Here is a 17,231-nt window from a genome sequence, read left to right as displayed (position 1 = left end):
GCGCCGGGCATCGCCCGGCCGCCACCTGCCACGGAGAACCGCATGAGCGAGCAGAACCCAGCACCGACCGAGGCCGAGATCGTGGCCGCCGCAGCGGCGGAGGCCGAGACCAACGAGCAGAAGGTCGTGCGCCTGGCCAAGCGTGACCGGTTGAACGCCGCCGCGACCAGTCCCGCCGGCGGCGCCTACCCGGTGTGCGTGCCCGTCACCGACACGATTCCCGCCGTGCGCGCGCAGTTCGGCGACCTCGAAGCGGATGCCGTCACCGGCGTTACCGTCGGCCTCGCCGGCCGCGTCGTGCACCTGCGCAATACCGGCAAGCTCTGTTTCGCGAGCCTGCAGTCCGGGGACGGCAGCCGCATCCAGGCAATGATCTCCCTGGGGGCGGTGGGGGAGGAATCCCTCGCCGATTGGAAAGACCTCGTCGACCTCGGCGACCACCTCTTTGTCTCCGGCGAGGTCATCTCCTCCCGCCGCGGCGAGCTCTCCGTCATGGCGTCGGAGTGGCAGGTCGCCGCCAAGGCGCTGCTGCCGCTGCCGAACCTGCACACCGCGCTCAGCGAGGAGACCCGCGTGCGCAGTCGGTACCTCGACCTGATCATTCGCGAGCAGGCCCGCCGCAGCGTGATCCAGCGCTCGCAGACCGTCGCTAGCATGCGCCGCACCTTCACGGAGCTGGGCTTCATCGAGATTGAGACGCCGATGCTGCAGGTCATGCACGGTGGCGCATCCGCTCGCCCGTTCACGACCCACAGCAACGCGTTCGACACCGACCTCTTCCTGCGGATCGCGCCGGAGCTGTTCCTCAAGCGCGCCGTCGTCGGCGGCATCGACCGGGTTTACGAGATCAACCGCAACTTCCGCAACGAGGGCGCCGACTCCACCCACTCGCCGGAGTTCGCGATGCTGGAGGCCTACGAGGCTTACGGCGACTACAACTCGATCGCCGACCTCACCCAGAAACTGATTCAGGATGCCGCGTTCGCCATCGCCGGTTCGCACGTGGTGACCTGGGCCGACGGCACCGAATTCGACCTGGGCGGCGACTGGGACCGCATCGGCATGTACGACAGCCTGTCCGCGGCCGTCGGCTACGCGATCTCGCCGGCCACCCCGCTCGCCGACTTGAAGTTGCTCGCCGACACGGAGGGGCTCGATATCGACCACCCCATCCACGGCAAGTACGTCGAGGAGCTGTGGGAGCACTTCGTGAAGGGCGGCCTGACCCGCCCCACGTTCGTGCTGGACTTCCCGATCGACACCAGCCCGCTCGTGCGCGGCCACCGCAGTGTGGCCGGGGTGGTCGAGAAGTGGGACCTGTACGTGCGCGGCTTCGAGCTGGCCACCGGCTACTCCGAGCTTGTCGACCCGGTCGTGCAGCGTGAGCGCTTCGTCGAACAGGCGCGCCTCGCCGCCGGCGGCGACCCCGAGGCCATGCGCCTCGACGAGGAATTCCTGCGGGCCCTCGAGCACGGGATGCCGCCCACCGGCGGCATGGGCATGGGCATCGACCGTTTGCTGATGGCGCTGTCCGGGCTGGGAATCCGGGAGACCATTCTATTCCCGCTGGTGAAATGATCATCCGATGAGGTCGAAGCCGCCTCGCGAGCCTGTGCCCGGCGAGCCTGTGCCCGGCCAACCGATCCCGCGCGTCCGTCGTCGTCCGTCCCTGCTCGAAATCTCGATCTGGGTCGGCGTCGCGGGAACCGGGATCTACGCAATCGGCACCGGTATCGCAGGGCTGCTGAACACGTAAACGTCGCGCGCCTGCCCGCCGTTTTCCCGTATCGTTGGAGACATCATGGATAACTTCTGGGTCAGCGCTTTCTGGGCGCTCCTGCCCACCGTCGCCGTCGGGCTGATCTTTTGGATCGTGATGCGTTCCATCGTGCGGGCAGACCGCACGGAGCGTAAGGTCTACGCCCGGATCGAGGCGGAAGAGCGCGCCAAGCTCGGGCTCGATAAACCGGTTACGTAGCACCGAATGTTCGGCATCGACATCTCGACCATCATCCTCGTGATCGCCCTGGTGGTCGATTTCTCCATTCGCGTGGTGGCAATCGTCGTCGTTCCTCGCAACCGTCGGCCGACATCGGGCATGGCGTGGCTGCTAACGATCTTCTTCCTGCCCTTCATCGGCGCCTTACTCTTCCTACTCATCGGCTACCGAACCCTGCCGAAAAAGCGGCTGGAAATGCAGGAGGAGATCAACCAGTTCATCCTCGACAGCACCGAGGGCATCGATCAGGTGCGTCGCGATCATCCGTGGCCGCTCTGGCTCGACTCGGTCGTCGAACTCAACCGCAATCTGGGGGCGATGCCGCTGGTCGGCGGCAACGAGGCCCGCCTGCTCGGCGACTATGAGGGCACGTTCGCCGAGATGGTCACGGACATCGATCGGGCCCTCAATTTCGTGCACGTCGAGTTCTACATTCTTTCCCTGGATCCGACCACGGCGTCATTCTTCGACGCCCTCGAAAACGCCGTCAAGCGCGGCGTGACCGTGCGCGTGTTGATGGATCATATCCAGTCGATGCGCAAGCTCGGCTACCGCGAGACGCTGCGCCGGCTCACCGACTCCGGCGTGAAGTGGGAGCTCCTGCTGCCGCTGCAGCCGCTCAAGGGAAAGTGGCAGCGGCCGGATCTGCGCAACCACCGTAAGGTGCTGATCATCGACGGCACGGTCGGTTACATGGGGTCGCAGAACGTCATCGACCGCACGTACAACATGCCGGGGAACATCCGTCGCGGCCTGAAGTGGAAAGACCTGATGACGAGGGTCGAGGGACCGATCGTGTCGGGTCTCAACGCGATTTTCATCACCGACTGGTATAGCGAGACCAACGACCTTCTGACCCGGGACATCCAGCCGGTGTCAACCGAGGTTGTGCCGCACTCCCTGGACTGCCAGGTCGTGCCCAGCGGACCCGGCTTCGAGGGCGAGAACAACCTGCGCCTGTTCCTCGCTCTGCTCTACTATGCACAGGAGCGCATCATCATCACGAGCCCGTACTTCGTGCCAGACGAGTCGATCATGTACGCCATCACGACGGCCACTCAGCGCGGGCTGCGGGTGGAGCTGTTCGTTTCCGAGGTCGGCGACCAGGCCCTCGTCTACCACGCGCAGCGCTCCTACTATGAGGAGCTGCTTCGGGCGGGCGTGAAGATCTACCTGTACAAGGCTCCCTACGTGCTGCACGCCAAGCATTTCACGATCGACGACGAGGTGGCCGTGATCGGGTCGAGCAACATGGACATGCGCTCGTTCAGCCTCAACTTCGAGGTATCGATGATGGTGCGCGGACGCTCCTTCGTGCAGCAGTTGCGGGCGGTGGAAGACGGCTACCGGGAGGACAGCCGTGAACTCACCCTGGCGGAATGGATGAAGCAGCCGCTGCGCTCCACGGTGCTCGACAATCTTGCCCGGCTGACTTCCGCGGTGCAGTAGCGGCGTCCGGCTCGGCTCCGAGCCCCGGTACCTTGACCCACCCAGGTCGGCGGTGGTCGAGGAGGCACTCCCTCGACGATGCGCGCCGTGCCCAACAGGCGTTCACGAGCCGGAGTCCGCACGACTATGAGCCCGGTTCGGTGGTGAACCAATTCGCTCGGGGGCGCGGGTGAAACGTGTTTTTGGCCGGTGCCCGTGCAGAGGCATGTGTGCATAGTGCGCTTGGGCTCTTTCTCGCCACGTTCATGTTCTTGCTCACGGTGCTGCGGAGCATCCGTTCTGGCGAGCGTGATCGCTCTGGTTTTCTTCCTGGCTCACCTGGCGACGCAGATCCGGGTCGAGGTGATCGCACAAATCTTTCTCCCGCACAGGGGCTCCATGCCGGTCGACTTGGCTGGTTCCGAACCCGGGGCGCGCGGTTCGAAAGCGCCGTCTCCGGGTTCCTGCTGGACATCGTCGCCACGGCTGCCTGTGCGGCCGTCGTCGGACTCGCTGAAGCTCGAGCAGAGGCACAACTCCACGCCCGATCTCAATACCTGCGTGCACTCACTGAGACCGAGTGCGTGGAGCCGGTCGTAGTCGTCCTCAGCCGGTGGCTGAGTGCAGGCTCGACGCAGCGACCCCCGCCACCCGGGGAAGGGGCGCGTTCTCCCCGGATACGATGCTGCGAATGACGGCGATCGGCAGTTTGGGCTTCCGGTTCGCGTCGGTCAGCCCGTTGGTCTCCTGCATTGTGTCCGTCAGCTGGGTGTAACAAAAGCCCGAGAGGATCGGGTTGTCCCGAAGGCTTCCCACGAGACCTGATACACGATTTTCGAAGTCCTCATAGCTTGTCGCTGTCGTGTAGCCCCACGAGTCATCGGCAGCGTCGGGCGCGAAGCTGACCCCGCCGAATTCAGTGACCATGATCGACTGGCCATCGACCTCGCGGGGGATGAGCTGCAGGCGACGGCCTGCCGGACCCATACCCGCAACGAGGGATCGGATGGCGTCGATGTCCTTGTAATTGGCGTCGAGCTGCTCGGCCGTGCCGGCATAGTCGTGGATTGTGAGGATGTCAGATATGGCGTGTTCCCAGCCGTCATTGGAGATGACGGGGCGGCTCGGATCGAGCGCTCGAGTCAGGTGGTAGAGCGACTGGGCGAAGCTCAACTGGGCGTCGTCGTGTGCGATCTGTTGAACACCCCAACTCTCGTTGAGGGGAACCCAGGTGACGATTGACGGATGCGATCGGTCGCGGCGCACTACTTCGGTCCATTCGCGGGTGACTCGCGATACTGCCTCCGAAGAGAACTCGTAGGTGCTGCCCATTTCACCCCAAATGAGCAAGCCGAGCCGGTCCGCCCAATAGAGGAATCGAGGGTCCTCGACCTTTTCATGGATTCTCGCGGCGTTGAACCCGAGGGCCTTGATGAGTTCCACTTCGGCTCGCAAAGCTTCGGCCGAGGGCGCAGCGAGGTGCGACTGCGGCCAGTAGCCCTGCTCCAGCACCGATCGTACGAAGTACGGCCGGTCATTGAGCAGGAACCTGCCGCCCGCGACACCGACGCTGCGAAGCCCGAAATAGGAGAAGGACTCGTCGAGAATGCTTCCGTCGTCAGCAATGATCGAGACATGCGCGTCAATCAGTCGCGGGTTTTCCGGTGACCAGAGGAGAGCTTCACAGGCCTGACCGTTCGCCTGCCGAGAAATCTGAATGGTTGCCTGTGATCGCGGCTCAACGGCCAAGAAAGACTGCCGGGCGAGAATTTCGCCCGCGATGGACAGTTCCACCTGAACAGTAACGCTCGGCGCCGGTCGCCGCGTCAGCTCCACCTCGATCGCGACGTCCCCAGCCGGCACGTTTGGAATCCAACGCAGTGCCGTGATGCGCTGATCCGGCACAGACTCGAGCCAGACCGGTTGCCAAATCCCCGTAGTGCGGTGGTACCAAATGACGTGCGCATCCTCAAGCCAATCCTGTTTGCCCCGCGGCTGAGCTACGTCGTGGGGGTCATCCTCGGCACGAACCACGAGCACGCAGTCCTCTTGGGGCGACAGAGCTTCGGTGATGTCAAAGGAGAACGGCGTCTGGCCGCCCTCGTGAGACCCGATGAACTGGCCATCGATCCACACAGATGCGCGGTAGTCGACCGCCCCAAAATGCAACACCACTCGGTCACGCCCGCGGGACAGTCCGCTCGCGGCCACGTCTTCGGGGCTGATGATGCGGGAATACCAGACAACGGGATGGAAGCCCGGCTCGGCGATTCCTGACATCTCCGACTCAGGCGGAAACGGAACAGTGATGACCCGGCCAAGGTGTGCAGGGTTTGCGAACCACTTCTCGCTTCTGCCGATGTCGTGATCGTCGTGTTCGAATGCCCACTCGCCGGCGAGATCGTGCCAATTCGGGCGGACAAGTTGCGGGCGGGGATACACGCCACCCTGGGCACTGGCAGAAATCGGGAGAGAACGCGACATACCGCAATCATGCCGCCAAATTACAGCGCTGTAAAGTCCGAGCGTCGGTCGAGGCGTCAAGGAGCAAATGGAGCGCTCTCGCGCAGCTCGAGTGAATGCCCCACGATCCTGTGGCGGCCAACCCCCCGGTATCCAGCGATTCGTTCCTCGAGGAGATCGAAAGCAGCCGCGGCGATAGCGGTCTTCCTCGGCGCCACGGAGGTGAGTGTCGGGGACGTGTACGCGGCCAGGAAGGTGTTGTCCCAACCGACCACGGCCACATCTGCGGGTACCGATCGCCCGGAATCATGGAGGGCTTTCAATGCTCCGATCGCAAACCGGTCGTCGCGGCAGACCACGCCGTCAAAACACACCCCGCGCTCAATCGCCTCGGCAACCGAACGAAGGCCTGCTTCAGCCGTGAATTCCAAGGCCGTGAATACCAGCTCAGGATCCAGCTGGACCCCGGCCTCCAGGAGACCCTGTTGGTAGCCGAGAAGGCGCTGATTCGTCGAACCAGTGATGTCCGCCGCTATGACACCGAGAAAAGCGATGCGTCGACATCCTCTCGCTAAGAGGTGCCGCGTGGCATCGAGAGCGGCCGAGACGTTGTCGATCATCACGTGGTCTGTCATGACAGGCATGGCCGCCTCGCCGAGCAAGACCAGCGGAGTGCCAGGATCGAGCTTCGCAATGTCGAGCGATTCCATGCGGACGGGGTGAAAGATGACGCCGTCGACCAGCCCAGCCTCCCGATCGCTGAGTACCGCCCGTTCCGCGACGGGATCGCTCAAGGTCTGCTCGATGATGACTCGGTATCCTCGTCGGGTTGCTTCTTCGGCAATGTGACGGGAAAGTTCCGAAAAGTACGGGTGGTCGATTTCGGGGATTGCCAGGGCGATCATTCCGGTTCTTCCGGTAGCCAGACGCCGCGCCGTAAGGTTGGGTCGGTAGCCGAGCTGGTCAATTGCCGCTTGCACCTTCTCGCGGAGCGCCGGGGCCACGTGAGGATAGTTGTGAACGACGTTTGAGACGGTCTTCATGGACACGCCCGCGAGCTCCGCGACGTCTATTAGTCGAACCCTTGCCATGTTTGTCCCGTCCCGTCCGGTCCGGTCCATCCTAAGGCGACTGTGGCCAGGCGCTGGAAACGGCGTTTGTCGCGGATCCTCGCAGACTAGACAAACATCTTTCCAGCGCTGTACATTGACGGAAGGCACTCGTCTGCCGCTCCGATTGGTGCGGGGAATGGGCGGCCCGCTTCGCGCATGGGTCGCGGAGCGATGTTTTCGATGAGGAGGACGAACGATCATGAAGCAGAAAGACTTCCTGGGGCGACGAGTGATAGGGGCCACAGCTCTCGGTGCCGCACTCATGCTGGTACTGGCCGGATGCTCTGCGGGCGGAACCGGGCAGGCGGCGAGTGAGCCCTTCACCGGTGAGTACACCGGACCTGAAGTGGAGCTGTCCTATTGGAACGGCTTCACCGGCGGGGACGGTCCGTTCATGGAGAAGATGGTGTCCGACTTCAATGCTGAGCATGACAACATCACGGTTGTCTCGAACACGATGCAGTGGACCGACTTCTACCAGCGACTGCCCGCAGCGGTGACCGCCGGCGAGGGTCCCGACGTCGGCGTGATGCACCTGGACCAGCTCGCGTCGAATGCCGCGCGAAACGTCATCGTACCGATCGACGATCTCGCCGAGGACTTGGGTCTGACGTCAGATGACTTCACCGACGAAGTCTGGAATGCCGGCGCCTATAAGGACGCCCGATACGGCATTCCGCTCGATGTGCATTCACTGGCCATGTACTACAACACCGAACATTTCGCCGCCGCTGGGATCGAAGAGGCCCCGACCGACGCGGCGTCCTTCCAGGATGCGCTCGACAAGCTCAAAGCAGCTGGGTACGAAACTCCATTCTGGATGCCGACGCGGTGGCCGAGCCACCTCATGAACCTCTCCGTGCTGTGGCAGAACGACGGTGAACCATATGGTGACGACGGGGCAACGTTTGATTCAGCAGCCGGGGTAGAGGCACTTGAGTGGCAGCGCTCCATCGTGGACGACGGTTACAGCCCGAGTGACGTCGCCATCGACTCTCAGTACGTCGCCTTCAAGAATGGTGAGACCTCGATCACCTGGGACGGCATCTGGCAGATCAACGATCTCGCCGAGTCCGGTCTGCCTTACGCGGTCGCCCCGGTCCCCACAATTGGTGACACGGATGCCGTATGGGCCAACTCCCATAACTTCTTCCTCCCCCGCCAGGCAAACGCGGACCAGAACAAGGTCAACGCGTCGAAGGTGTTCATCGCCTGGATGAGCGAGCAGTCCGCCGAGTGGGCAGGCTCGGGCATGATCCCCGCTCGCCAGTCGGTGCGCGATGCGGGTGCCCTCGACGGCCTGCCGCAAGAAGCAATCGCGGCGACGATCGATTCGATGCGTTTCTTGCCGCCCATTCCCGGGATCGGTGGGGTTCAGGCCGAGACCCTCGAAATCGCAGTCGCCGATGGGGTTCAGGGAACGACGACGCCGAGTGACGCGCTCAAAAAAGCCGCCGGCACGGCGACGAAACTCATGGCCGATAACAAAGCCTCGTTCGGGGACTGACCAGTGTCGACGAAGGTCGGTGAGCGCGTCCTCCCCATGGGGAGGACGCGCCGCCCCTCGACTTCCGACCCGGAGTCGCAGAAGAATCGTAGAGTGCGAGCGGGCACTCGGCGGCAGGGGATAGCCACACCTTGGATATTTCTTGCCCCCTACCTGCTTCTGTTTGGCAGCTTCGTCATCCTCCCGGCAGTTTTAGGGGTGTGGATCAGTCTTCATTCCTGGGACTACACGTTGCCGAACAAACCCTTTGTCGGCCTCGACAACTACGTCGCCTTGTTCTCACCCGGATCAACGGTTTTTGGCCCGTTCTGGGGGTCCATGCGGGCCACCGGCATCTTCACGGTACTCAGCGTGCCATTGCTCCTGATCGTCCCGCTCGCCGTCGCCCTACTCATGAGCAGGAAGTTTCCCGGACGGGACTTTCTCCGAGCAATCTACTTCGCCCCCTACGTACTCGGCGTCGCCGTCATCTCGGTGCTGTGGCGATACCTGCTCGACAACAACATCGGGCTGGTGAACCACTATCTGGGACTCCTAGGACTTCCGGATGACACCGCTTGGACAACAACGACGCCCGCGGCCTGGGTCGCGCTCGTGGGAGTGACCGTCTGGTGGACGCTCGGATTCAACGCCGTCATCTACCTTGCCGGCCTTCAGGACATCCCGATTGAACTCTACGAAGCCGCACGTGTGGATGGGGCCGGACCGTGGATGCAGTTCCTGCACGTGACGATCCCCGGGCTCAAGCCCATCCTCTCGTTCATCACGATCATCACCCTTCTTGCATCCGCCAACATGTTTGGCCAGTCCTATCTCATGACTCAGGGCGGCCCCGGACGTGAAACGCGCACGGCCATATATCAGATCGCCGACGCGGGTCTGCGCAACTTTCAGATGGGCAGCGCCGCAGCGATGAGTTATGTACTGACCGTATTCCTCATGGCGATCAGTGCTTTTGTCTTCTACATCTTTCGCGAGAAACAGCCCAAGAAGCTCATGAAGGAGGTGCGCTCGTGAACGCTCTCACGACCAGGATCAGTGCCGGTTCCCGTGCACGCAGTGCACGTCGACGGAGTGGCACAATCACTCGGGTCGTCGTTCTCGGCGCGATCGCAATCGCGTTCATCAGCCCGATCATCTTCATGATCGTGACCAGCTTCAAGACCCGGGCTGACGCAACGGCTATTCCACCGGCGTGGATTCCCAATCCGATTTCCGTGCAAGCTTTCGCGTCTATCCTCGCTCCCGGGACTGCGACTCCGGTGCTGCAATGGTTCGCAAACAGCATGGTCGCAGCCGCCCTCAATGCCACGCTCGTCGTCGTCACGGCGTCACTGGCGGCGTATCCGCTCGCACGAATGCAGTTTCGCGGCAAGAATTTCGTCTTCGTCATCATCGTCGCGACATTGCTGGTGCCGCCGGTAATCCTGGTGATTCCCAACTACCTCATCGTGAGCGAACTGGGGTGGCTCAACTCGCTCGTCGCGATCATCATTCCCACGGCGGCGTCCGCATTCGGAGTGTTCTTCATGCGACAGTTCTTCGTCGGCCTGCCGATCGAGTTAGAGGAGGCCGCCCGGCTCGATGGGGCGAACCGATTCGTCATCTTCATGCAAGTGGTTCTGCCGCTCGCCAAACCCGCACTTGCAACACTCGCGCTGCTCGCCTTCCTCGGCAACTGGAATGATTTCCTCTGGCCCGTCTACGTCTTGTTCAGCCCGGAGATACAAACACTGCCAGCTGGACTGTCCACGCTTCAGTCCGCAAATGCGGTGCGCTACGACCTTTTGATGGCCGGCGCGGTTGTCGCGAGCGTGCCCGTGCTGGCGCTGTTCATCTTCCTCCAGCGCTTTATCATCGAGGGCGTTTCTCGCTCCGGAGTGAAGGGGTAGCACGTGTTGACCTCTGCTCGCCGCGCAGCGGTAGCGTGTGCGGCTGGAGCCATCATGACCGCCTTCGCGGTGAGTGGCTGCACGGCGGCTCCGGAGCACTCGGCACCTCCGGCGTCTGCCGCAGCAGGCGCTGCGGTACTCAACACGAATTTCGCAGACCCCGACGTGGTGGAGGTCGACGGCACGTACTTCGCGTATGCCACCAACGACAACAACCGCAACGTGCAGGTCGCCTCCTCCACCGATCTCCTCGATTGGGAGGTGTTACCGGACGCGTTGCCGGATCTCCCAAGCTGGATTATTCCGGGAAAGACCTGGGCGCCTGAGGTGACGAGACTCGCCGATGATTCATTCGTCATGTACTTCACGGCGACGAATTTTGCGCCAACGCTGCAGTGCATTGGTGTAGCCACTGCCAGCGACCCGGCCGGACCGTTCATCGTTCAGAGCGACGCCATGATCATCTGTCCAGAAGACGAAGGCGGCGCGATCGATGCAAGCACCGTGCTCATCGACGACGCCTTGTACCTCGTCTGGAAAAATGACGGTAACTGTTGCGACCTCGACACCTGGATTCAGGCGGCCACGCTCTCTCCCGACGGGCTCAGCATCACGGGCGATCCCATCAGGATCCTGAAGCAAACCGAGGATTGGGAGGGCAACCTTATCGAGGCTCCCACCATTGTGGTCCGAGGTACAGGACTCCTGATGCTCTACTCCGCTAACTCTTACGGAGACGACCGATATGCGGTCGGTGCTGCAACGGCTGCCTCAATCGATGGCCCGTGGACGAAGGAAACGGGTCCGATCCTCTCGACCGAAGGGTCGGGGGGCTTATATCGCGGCCCTGGTGGCCAAGACCTGGTCTTTGGTCTGAATGGCAAGGACTATCTCGTCTTCCACGGGTGGGACACGGACTACACGTACCGCGCACTTCACGTTGCCGAGACGGAATGGGACGCCGACATTCCTCGGGTCCTGACCCCCGAGTAACCCAATTGGGCGTGAACTTCCCTGTATCTCCACTGAATGGTGTTCGCATGTCACTCACTCCGCTGTCGGGAACCCAATTCGTTCTCGAGGCTCACGGCTACACCGCCGCGATCGCGAGTATCGGCGCGAGCGTTCGATCGCTCCGATATCACGGACGGAACCTCATCGTGCCGTTCGATGCCAACCAGGTGCGACCTTTCTTTCGCGGCGCCATCCTGGCGCCGTGGCCGAACCGAGTCGTGGATGGAAAGTACACATTCGGTGGTGTCGAGCAACATCTCAGCATCACCGAGCCGTCGAGGGGCCACGCTCTCCATGGACTCGTGTCCTGGTTGAACTTTGCAGTGGTCAGGCAGGCGGCCGATCGGCTCGTCCTCGCGGCAACCGTCGAAGCGCAGCCTGGATACCCCCACCGGGTGACGCTGGAGGTGGATTTTGCGCTTGACGCCGGTGGCCTTCGAACGGCAGTTACGGCAGTGAATGCCGGTCCAAATGCCGCCCCTTTTGGCGTCGCTCCGCACCCGTACCTTGTTGCCGGCGATGGCCGCGTCAACGACTGGACGCTGGAGCTCGCAGCCCAGCGAATCCTGACCGTGACTCATGACCGCCTCATTCCCCTTCACCTCTGTGATCTCGATGCTGGTGATCTTGCCGTGTTTGACTTCCGCACGCCGCGGACTATCGATGACACCTTCATCGACCATGCATTCACTGGCTTCGACCGGGACGATGAAGGCATGGCGACACTTCGATTGATGACGACCGCGGGCAGTGGAGTGGAAATGATCTGGGGTCCCGAATGCCCGTGGGTTCAGGTGCATACGGCTGATCAATTAGTACCCTCGATCGACAGAATTGGACTCGCCGTCGAACCAATGACCTGTCCGCCGGATGCGTTCAACTCTGGAATGAACCTGAACGTCCTTGAGCCATCCGGCTCAACGCGCGCCTCCTGGACGGTTCGTGCAATCGACCAGCTATGCAGACCGCTCCGGAATTGACGCGACTCGCGTCGCCGAATGACCAAACCGGCACACTAGCGCTTGACCGACGATTTCACATACGTTCTGACGCCGGGGTCGCTGAACGCCCGATAGCCGAACGGCTAGCGGCCGTTCCGTCGTAAGAGAGAATGCCTCGGTGCCCACCTCGGTGCCCACCTCGTGGTGTCGACGAGGCACCCCTGGCGCTGGCAGGGGGCAACGCGCAACCCGAATTCGGCCGCATCCTCGCAGTGGCGGGTCATGTGCGATCGTGATAGATCTGGGATATGCACATTTTCCGCGCAGCCTGAGACTCTGCCCGGACATTCACCGTAAATGCACCTCCGAAAGTGAGGGCGGAACTTCCGTCTTTCATGGTCAAAATTTAGGGAGTGAAAGAAATGAAAGCAGTCGTCTATAAAGGCCCCAACGCGGTCAACGTTGAAGACGTTCCGGATGCCAAGATCGAACGCCCCACTGACGTTCTTGTTCGCATCACAGCGACAAATATTTGCGGTTCCGATTTGCACATGTACGAGGGACGCACCGATTTCGAGGTCGGGCGCACCTTTGGTCACGAGAACATGGGTGAGGTCATCGAGATCGGAAACGGCGTCGACGCCGTCAAGGTCGGCGATCGGGTCGTGCTGCCATTCAATATTTCCTGCGGGTTTTGCAAGAATTGCGAACGCGGTTTCACGAACTACTGCATGACCACTCAACCAAACCCGGTCGGCGCGGGCGCCGCCTACGGCTTCGCTGGCATGGGTCCGTATCCCGGCGGGCAGGCCCAAATGCTGCGTGTGCCCTACGGCGATAACAACTGCTTGCGCCTGGGTGAAGACGCGGTAGAAAAGCAAAACGATTACGTGATGCTGTCGGACATTTTCCCTACCGGTTACCACGCTACCGAGATGGCCGGAGTGATCCCCGGTGACACGGTCGTGATTTACGGTGCGGGTCCAGTCGGACTGATGGCCGCCCTGTCCGCCACGATCAAGGGCGCGAGTAAAGTTTGGGTTGTGGATCGACGCCCTGACCGGCTGGCCCTCGCCGAGCAGATCGGTGCGATCGCCATTGATGACTCGAAGACGGACCCGGTTGAGTTCGTTTTGGACCAGACCAAGGGTATCGGCGCGGACCGGGGATGTGAATGCGTGGGTTATCAGGCCCACGACCCCCAGGGCACCGAAGATCCCGCCATGACTCTGAATCGGCTTATCCAGTCCGTGCGCATCACCGGGGGAATCGGCGTTGTCGGAGTCTTCCTTCCGGCAGATCCCGGCGGCTTCGACGATAACGCCAAGCAGGGCAAACTTGCCATTGACTATGGCCTGCAGTGGCTTAAGGGTCAAAGCATGGGCAGCGGACAATGCCCGGTGAAGAAGTACAATCGGCAGTTGCGCGAGCTGATCGCCGCGGGCAAGGCCAAGCCATCCTGGATCGTTTCCCACGAGATCCCCCTCAGCAAAGCCGCGGATGCCTACAAGAACTTTGGCGAACGCACCAACGGTTGGACCAAAGTCATCCTGAAGCCCGAGTAGGCCAACCGATCCTTCGTTGGGTATCCGCGCGTGCGCCGTCGCACGGCTACCCGGGATGAGGCAGCAGCGCGTTCCGCGATGGCGACGACGGCGGCATCCGTGTTGCCGGACATTGCCGCGGGCATAATCGAGGCGTCTGCGACACGCAGTCCGACGATTCCGTGCACCCGCAATTCCGGGGGGCAGCGGCCCGACCGTCATCGGACCGTCGGTGCCCCGGATCACGGCCCTCCGTCGTCTCACCGCGCCGACAGTGCTTCCATGCTCAGCAACATGGTGCCGATTTGCTCGGCGGTGGACCGGCCGCGGTCATCGACCACGCGACCATCGGCCAGGAGGATGATGCGGTCGGCATAGCTGGCGGCCTGCAGCGCGGCGATGACCTGCGTCTGGCTGAGCCGCAGCGCCTCTTCCCAGACGGTGGCGAACGCATCCGAGGTCACCACCTGTTCGGCCGACGAGGTCGCCACGTGCGGTCGAGATCGCCCGCCACACCTTCCGAAATCGGCCGAAGGTGACGAGGTCGGAGCCGGTGCGCGACGACATCCGTCACGCCTGCGGCGAACAGAGGCACTCATTTCAGGGTTCGCTCGTTACTCTCGATGTATCGGCGCCACAACTGCCCTGGCGCCAAGGGAGCGATCACATGTTTGAGAGATTTACCGACCGAGCTCGTCGCGTCGTTGTTTTGGCCCAGGAAGAGGCCAAAATGCTCAACCACAACTACATCGGTACTGAGCACATCCTGCTCGGCCTGATCCACGAAGGCGAGGGAGTTGCGGCCAAGGCCCTCGAGAGCCTGGGTATTTCCCTCGACGCCGTGCGTGAGCAGGTGCAGGACATCATCGGTCAGGGCCAGCAGCAGCCGACGGGGCACATCCCGTTCACGCCGCGCGCCAAGAAGGTTCTCGAACTGAGCCTGCGCGAAGCACTGCAGCTCGGCCACAACTACATCGGCACCGAGCACATTCTGCTCGGCCTCATCCGCGAGGGTGAAGGCGTTGCCGCCCAGGTGCTCGTCAAGCTCGGCGCCGACCTCAACCGGGTGCGCCAGCAGGTCATCCAGCTCCTCTCTGGTTACCAGGGCAAGGAGCAGGTGCAGGTCGGCGCGAACGAGCAGGCGAGCGGTCCGGCGGGCAGCCAGATTCTCGACCAGTTCGGGCGCAACCTCACGCAGGCCGCCCGCGACAACAAACTCGACCCGGTCATCGGGCGCGAGAAGGAGATCGAGCGGGTCATGCAGATCCTGTCCCGCCGGTCCAAGAACAACCCGGTTCTGATCGGTGAGCCCGGAGTCGGCAAGACCGCCGTCGTCGAGGGTCTCGCCCAGGCCATCGTCAAGGGCGATGTACCCGAGACGCTGAAAGACAAACAGCTCTACTCGCTCGACCTCGGCTCGCTCATCGCCGGAAGCCGCTACCGCGGTGACTTCGAGGAGCGGCTGAAGAAGGTCACCAAGGAGATCCGCACCCGCGGCGACATCATCATCTTCATCGACGAGATCCACACCCTCGTCGGTGCCGGTGCCGCTGAGGGCGCCATCGACGCGGCCAGCATCCTGAAGCCTCTCCTCGCCCGAGGCGAGCTGCAGACCATCGGTGCCACCACGATCGACGAGTACCGCAAGCACTTCGAGAAGGATGCCGCGCTCGAGCGCCGCTTCCAGCCGATCCAGGTGGCCGAGCCGTCTCTGCCCCACACCATCAATATCCTCAAGGGGCTGCGCGACCGGTACGAGGCGCACCACAAGGTATCGATCACCGACGGCGCTCTCGTGGCCGCGGCGAACCTGGCCGACCGCTACGTCTCCGACCGGTTCCTGCCGGACAAGGCCATCGACCTGATCGACGAGGCCGGCGCCCGCCTGCGCCTGTCGATCCTGTCCAGCCCGCCCGAGCTGCGCGAATTCGACGAGAAGATCGCCGTGGTGCGCGCCGCCAAGGAGACCGCCATCGAGGAGCAGGACTTCGAGAAGGCCGCCGGCCTGCGCGACGAGGAGAAGAACCTCCTCGGCGAGCGTCTGCGCCTCGAGAAGAAGTGGAAGTCCGGCGACGTCAAGACGACCGCCGTCGTCGACGAGGGCCTGATCGCCGAGGTTCTGGCCCAGGCCACCGGCATCCCCGTCTTCAAACTCACCGAGGAGGAGTCCTCGCGGCTCGTCTTCATGGAGAAGGCGCTGCACCAGCGCGTCATCGGTCAGGAAGAGGCCATCTCGGCGCTCGCCAAGACCATCCGTCGCACCCGTGCCGGACTGAAGGACCCGAAGCGCCCGAGCGGTTCGTTCATCTTCGCGGGCCCCACCGGCGTCGGAAAGACCGAGCTGGCCAAGGCGCTCGCCGAGTTCCTCTTCGACGACGAGGCCGCCATGATCTCCCTCGACATGAGTGAGTACGGCGAGAAGCACACCGTGTCCCGACTGTTCGGCGCCCCTCCCGGGTTCGTCGGCTTCGAAGAGGGCGGCCAGCTCACCGAGAAGGTGCGCCGCAAGCCGTTCTCCGTGGTGCTGTTCGACGAGATCGAGAAGGCCCACCCTGACATCTTCAACTCGCTCCTGCAGATTCTTGAAGAGGGCCGGTTGACGGATGGCCAGGGTCGCGTCGTCGACTTCAAGAACACCGTGATCATCATGACCACGAACCTCGGCACCAAGGACATCAGCGGCGCGCCCGTCGGTTTCCAACTCGAGGGTGACACGTCCACCGGGTACGACCGGATGAGCGGCAAGGTGAAGGAGGAGCTGAAGAAGCACTTCAAGCCCGAGTTCCTCAACCGCGTGGACGAGATCATCGTCTTCCCGCAGCTGACCAAGCCGGAACTGCTCCAGATCGTGGACCTGTTCATCAAGCGCTTGAGCGAGCGCCTGCTCGACCGCGACATGACCGTGGACCTGACCCTCGCCGTGAAGGAGCACTTGATCGAGGTCGGCTTCGACCCCGCACTCGGTGCCCGTCCGTTGCGCCGTGCGATCCAGCGCGAGGTGGAGGACCGCCTGTCGGAAAAGATCCTGCAGGGCGAGCTCAACGCCGGCGACCACGTGCACGTGGATTACGTGGGTGGGGAGTACATCTTCACCACGACGGTGCGCGCCTCCGCCGTAGCCGTCGGCGTCAACACCACGGCCGCAATCGGCACGGGGCCGGGCTCACCCGACCTCGCGGTGACCAGCGAGTAGCGGTAACCCGTTGGACAGGGCCCGGCGGAAACATCCGCCGGGCCCTGTCTCGTGCTCGTCCGGCCCCGACTCCCTGACGAATTCGACGGAGATTTTGCTCCTGCGGGCCTGTTTCGGGCTCAAAACGGGCAGATTCGG

14 protein-coding genes and 1 pseudogene are annotated in these 17,231 nt (G+C 62.8%); 11 read left to right on the top strand and 4 right to left on the bottom strand.

From position 1 onward, the window contains the following. Positions 1-42: 42 nt before the first annotated feature. Genes lysS through cls form a run of 4 tightly spaced genes read left to right on the top strand, consistent with a single transcriptional unit; the run spans position 43 to position 3,448 of the window. Positions 43-1,578 (top strand): lysine--tRNA ligase, encoded by a 1,536-nt coding sequence (gene lysS / locus CXY82_RS02860; protein ID WP_104169596.1) that lies wholly within the window; start codon positions 43-45, stop codon positions 1,576-1,578. Between the two features lie 7 nt (positions 1,579-1,585). Further along, a complete protein-coding gene (locus CXY82_RS17215) occupies positions 1,586-1,756 on the top strand; it encodes a hypothetical protein (RefSeq protein ID WP_158252116.1) in 171 nt (56 codons plus the stop codon). Between the two features lie 45 nt (positions 1,757-1,801). Next, the gene (locus CXY82_RS17500) at positions 1,802-1,978 is read left to right on the top strand and encodes a hypothetical protein (protein ID WP_166784554.1); all 177 of its coding nucleotides are present in this window, start codon (positions 1,802-1,804) and stop codon (positions 1,976-1,978) included. A gap of 6 nt (positions 1,979-1,984) precedes the next feature. After that, complete coding sequence (cls, locus tag CXY82_RS02855) at positions 1,985-3,448, top strand: cardiolipin synthase (RefSeq protein WP_104169595.1); 1,464 nt, start codon at positions 1,985-1,987, stop codon at positions 3,446-3,448. Positions 3,449-4,033: 585 nt separating this feature from the next. Here the strand turns inward: cls and CXY82_RS02850 are convergent. Together CXY82_RS02850 and CXY82_RS02845 are read right to left on the bottom strand one after the other, a co-directional pair. Next, on the bottom strand, positions 4,034-5,869 hold the full coding sequence (locus CXY82_RS02850; RefSeq protein WP_370443672.1) for a glycoside hydrolase family 2 protein: 1,836 nt from the start codon (positions 5,867-5,869) through the stop codon (positions 4,034-4,036). A gap of 98 nt (positions 5,870-5,967) precedes the next feature. After that, positions 5,968-6,981 carry a LacI family DNA-binding transcriptional regulator gene (locus CXY82_RS02845; protein ID WP_104169593.1) on the bottom strand — a complete coding sequence of 338 codons (1,014 nt, stop codon included), beginning with the start codon at positions 6,979-6,981 and terminating at the stop codon, positions 5,968-5,970. Positions 6,982-7,201: 220 nt separating this feature from the next. On the opposite strand from CXY82_RS02845, the gene CXY82_RS02840 reads away from it, so the two are divergent. From CXY82_RS02840 to CXY82_RS02815, 6 genes are all read left to right on the top strand, one after another. Beyond that, the gene (locus tag CXY82_RS02840) at positions 7,202-8,509 is read left to right on the top strand and encodes an ABC transporter substrate-binding protein (RefSeq protein WP_104169592.1); all 1,308 of its coding nucleotides are present in this window, start codon (positions 7,202-7,204) and stop codon (positions 8,507-8,509) included. A 93-nt stretch (positions 8,510-8,602) separates the two neighbouring features. Further along, complete coding sequence (locus CXY82_RS02835) at positions 8,603-9,526, top strand: carbohydrate ABC transporter permease (protein ID WP_233199173.1); 924 nt, start codon at positions 8,603-8,605, stop codon at positions 9,524-9,526. Between the two features lie 125 nt (positions 9,527-9,651). Then, positions 9,652-10,401: a carbohydrate ABC transporter permease gene (locus CXY82_RS02830; RefSeq protein WP_104102706.1), complete on the top strand. Its 750-nt coding sequence runs from the start codon at positions 9,652-9,654 to the stop codon at positions 10,399-10,401. A 54-nt stretch (positions 10,402-10,455) separates the two neighbouring features. Continuing rightward, complete coding sequence (locus CXY82_RS02825) at positions 10,456-11,394, top strand: glycoside hydrolase family 43 protein (protein WP_104102419.1); 939 nt, start codon at positions 10,456-10,458, stop codon at positions 11,392-11,394. 47 nt (positions 11,395-11,441) lie between these two features. Next, complete coding sequence (locus tag CXY82_RS02820; RefSeq protein ID WP_104169591.1) at positions 11,442-12,395, top strand: aldose 1-epimerase family protein; 954 nt, start codon at positions 11,442-11,444, stop codon at positions 12,393-12,395. 383 nt (positions 12,396-12,778) lie between these two features. Beyond that, positions 12,779-13,921 (top strand): glutathione-independent formaldehyde dehydrogenase, encoded by a 1,143-nt coding sequence (locus CXY82_RS02815; RefSeq protein ID WP_104169590.1) that lies wholly within the window; start codon positions 12,779-12,781, stop codon positions 13,919-13,921. Here CXY82_RS02815 and CXY82_RS02810 read toward each other — a convergent pair. Next, positions 13,861-14,100 (bottom strand): annotated as a pseudogene (locus CXY82_RS02810) (GMC oxidoreductase); the annotation flags it as partial. The gene CXY82_RS02815 and the pseudogene CXY82_RS02810 overlap by 61 nt on opposite strands. 60 nt (positions 14,101-14,160) lie before the next feature. Then, on the bottom strand, positions 14,161-14,391 hold the full coding sequence (locus CXY82_RS02805; RefSeq protein ID WP_104169588.1) for a hypothetical protein: 231 nt from the start codon (positions 14,389-14,391) through the stop codon (positions 14,161-14,163). A gap of 176 nt (positions 14,392-14,567) precedes the next feature. Here CXY82_RS02805 and CXY82_RS02800 point away from each other — a divergent pair, with 176 nt between their 5' ends. After that, positions 14,568-17,093 (top strand): ATP-dependent Clp protease ATP-binding subunit, encoded by a 2,526-nt coding sequence (locus CXY82_RS02800; protein ID WP_104102410.1) that lies wholly within the window; start codon positions 14,568-14,570, stop codon positions 17,091-17,093. Positions 17,094-17,231 lie beyond the last annotated feature (138 nt).

Origin of the sequence: Cryobacterium sp. M23 (assembly GCF_002929655.1) — a bacterium.
Classification (GTDB): domain Bacteria; phylum Actinomycetota; class Actinomycetes; order Actinomycetales; family Microbacteriaceae; genus Cryobacterium; species Cryobacterium sandaracinum.
The sequence above is the reverse complement of the archived record's forward strand: the minus strand, read 5'-3'. Positions and strand labels throughout refer to the sequence as shown.

Excerpts from the sequence above, each read along its gene's own strand:
- lysS (WP_104169596.1), top strand. The coding sequence starts at position 43 with ATGAGCGAGCAGAACCCAGCACCGACCGAGGCCGAGATCGTGGCCGCC.
- CXY82_RS17215 (WP_158252116.1), top strand. The coding sequence starts at position 1,586 with ATGAGGTCGAAGCCGCCTCGCGAGCCTGTGCCCGGCGAGCCTGTGCCC.
- CXY82_RS17500 (WP_166784554.1), top strand. The coding sequence starts at position 1,802 with ATGGATAACTTCTGGGTCAGCGCTTTCTGGGCGCTCCTGCCCACCGTC.
- cls (WP_104169595.1), top strand. The coding sequence starts at position 1,985 with ATGTTCGGCATCGACATCTCGACCATCATCCTCGTGATCGCCCTGGTG.
- CXY82_RS02845 (WP_104169593.1), bottom strand. The coding sequence starts at position 6,981 with ATGGCAAGGGTTCGACTAATAGACGTCGCGGAGCTCGCGGGCGTGTCC.
- CXY82_RS02840 (WP_104169592.1), top strand. The coding sequence starts at position 7,202 with ATGAAGCAGAAAGACTTCCTGGGGCGACGAGTGATAGGGGCCACAGCT.
- CXY82_RS02830 (WP_104102706.1), top strand. The coding sequence starts at position 9,652 with ATGATCGTGACCAGCTTCAAGACCCGGGCTGACGCAACGGCTATTCCA.
- CXY82_RS02825 (WP_104102419.1), top strand. The coding sequence starts at position 10,456 with ATGACCGCCTTCGCGGTGAGTGGCTGCACGGCGGCTCCGGAGCACTCG.
- CXY82_RS02820 (WP_104169591.1), top strand. The coding sequence starts at position 11,442 with ATGTCACTCACTCCGCTGTCGGGAACCCAATTCGTTCTCGAGGCTCAC.
- CXY82_RS02815 (WP_104169590.1), top strand. The coding sequence starts at position 12,779 with ATGAAAGCAGTCGTCTATAAAGGCCCCAACGCGGTCAACGTTGAAGAC.
- CXY82_RS02800 (WP_104102410.1), top strand. The coding sequence starts at position 14,568 with ATGTTTGAGAGATTTACCGACCGAGCTCGTCGCGTCGTTGTTTTGGCC.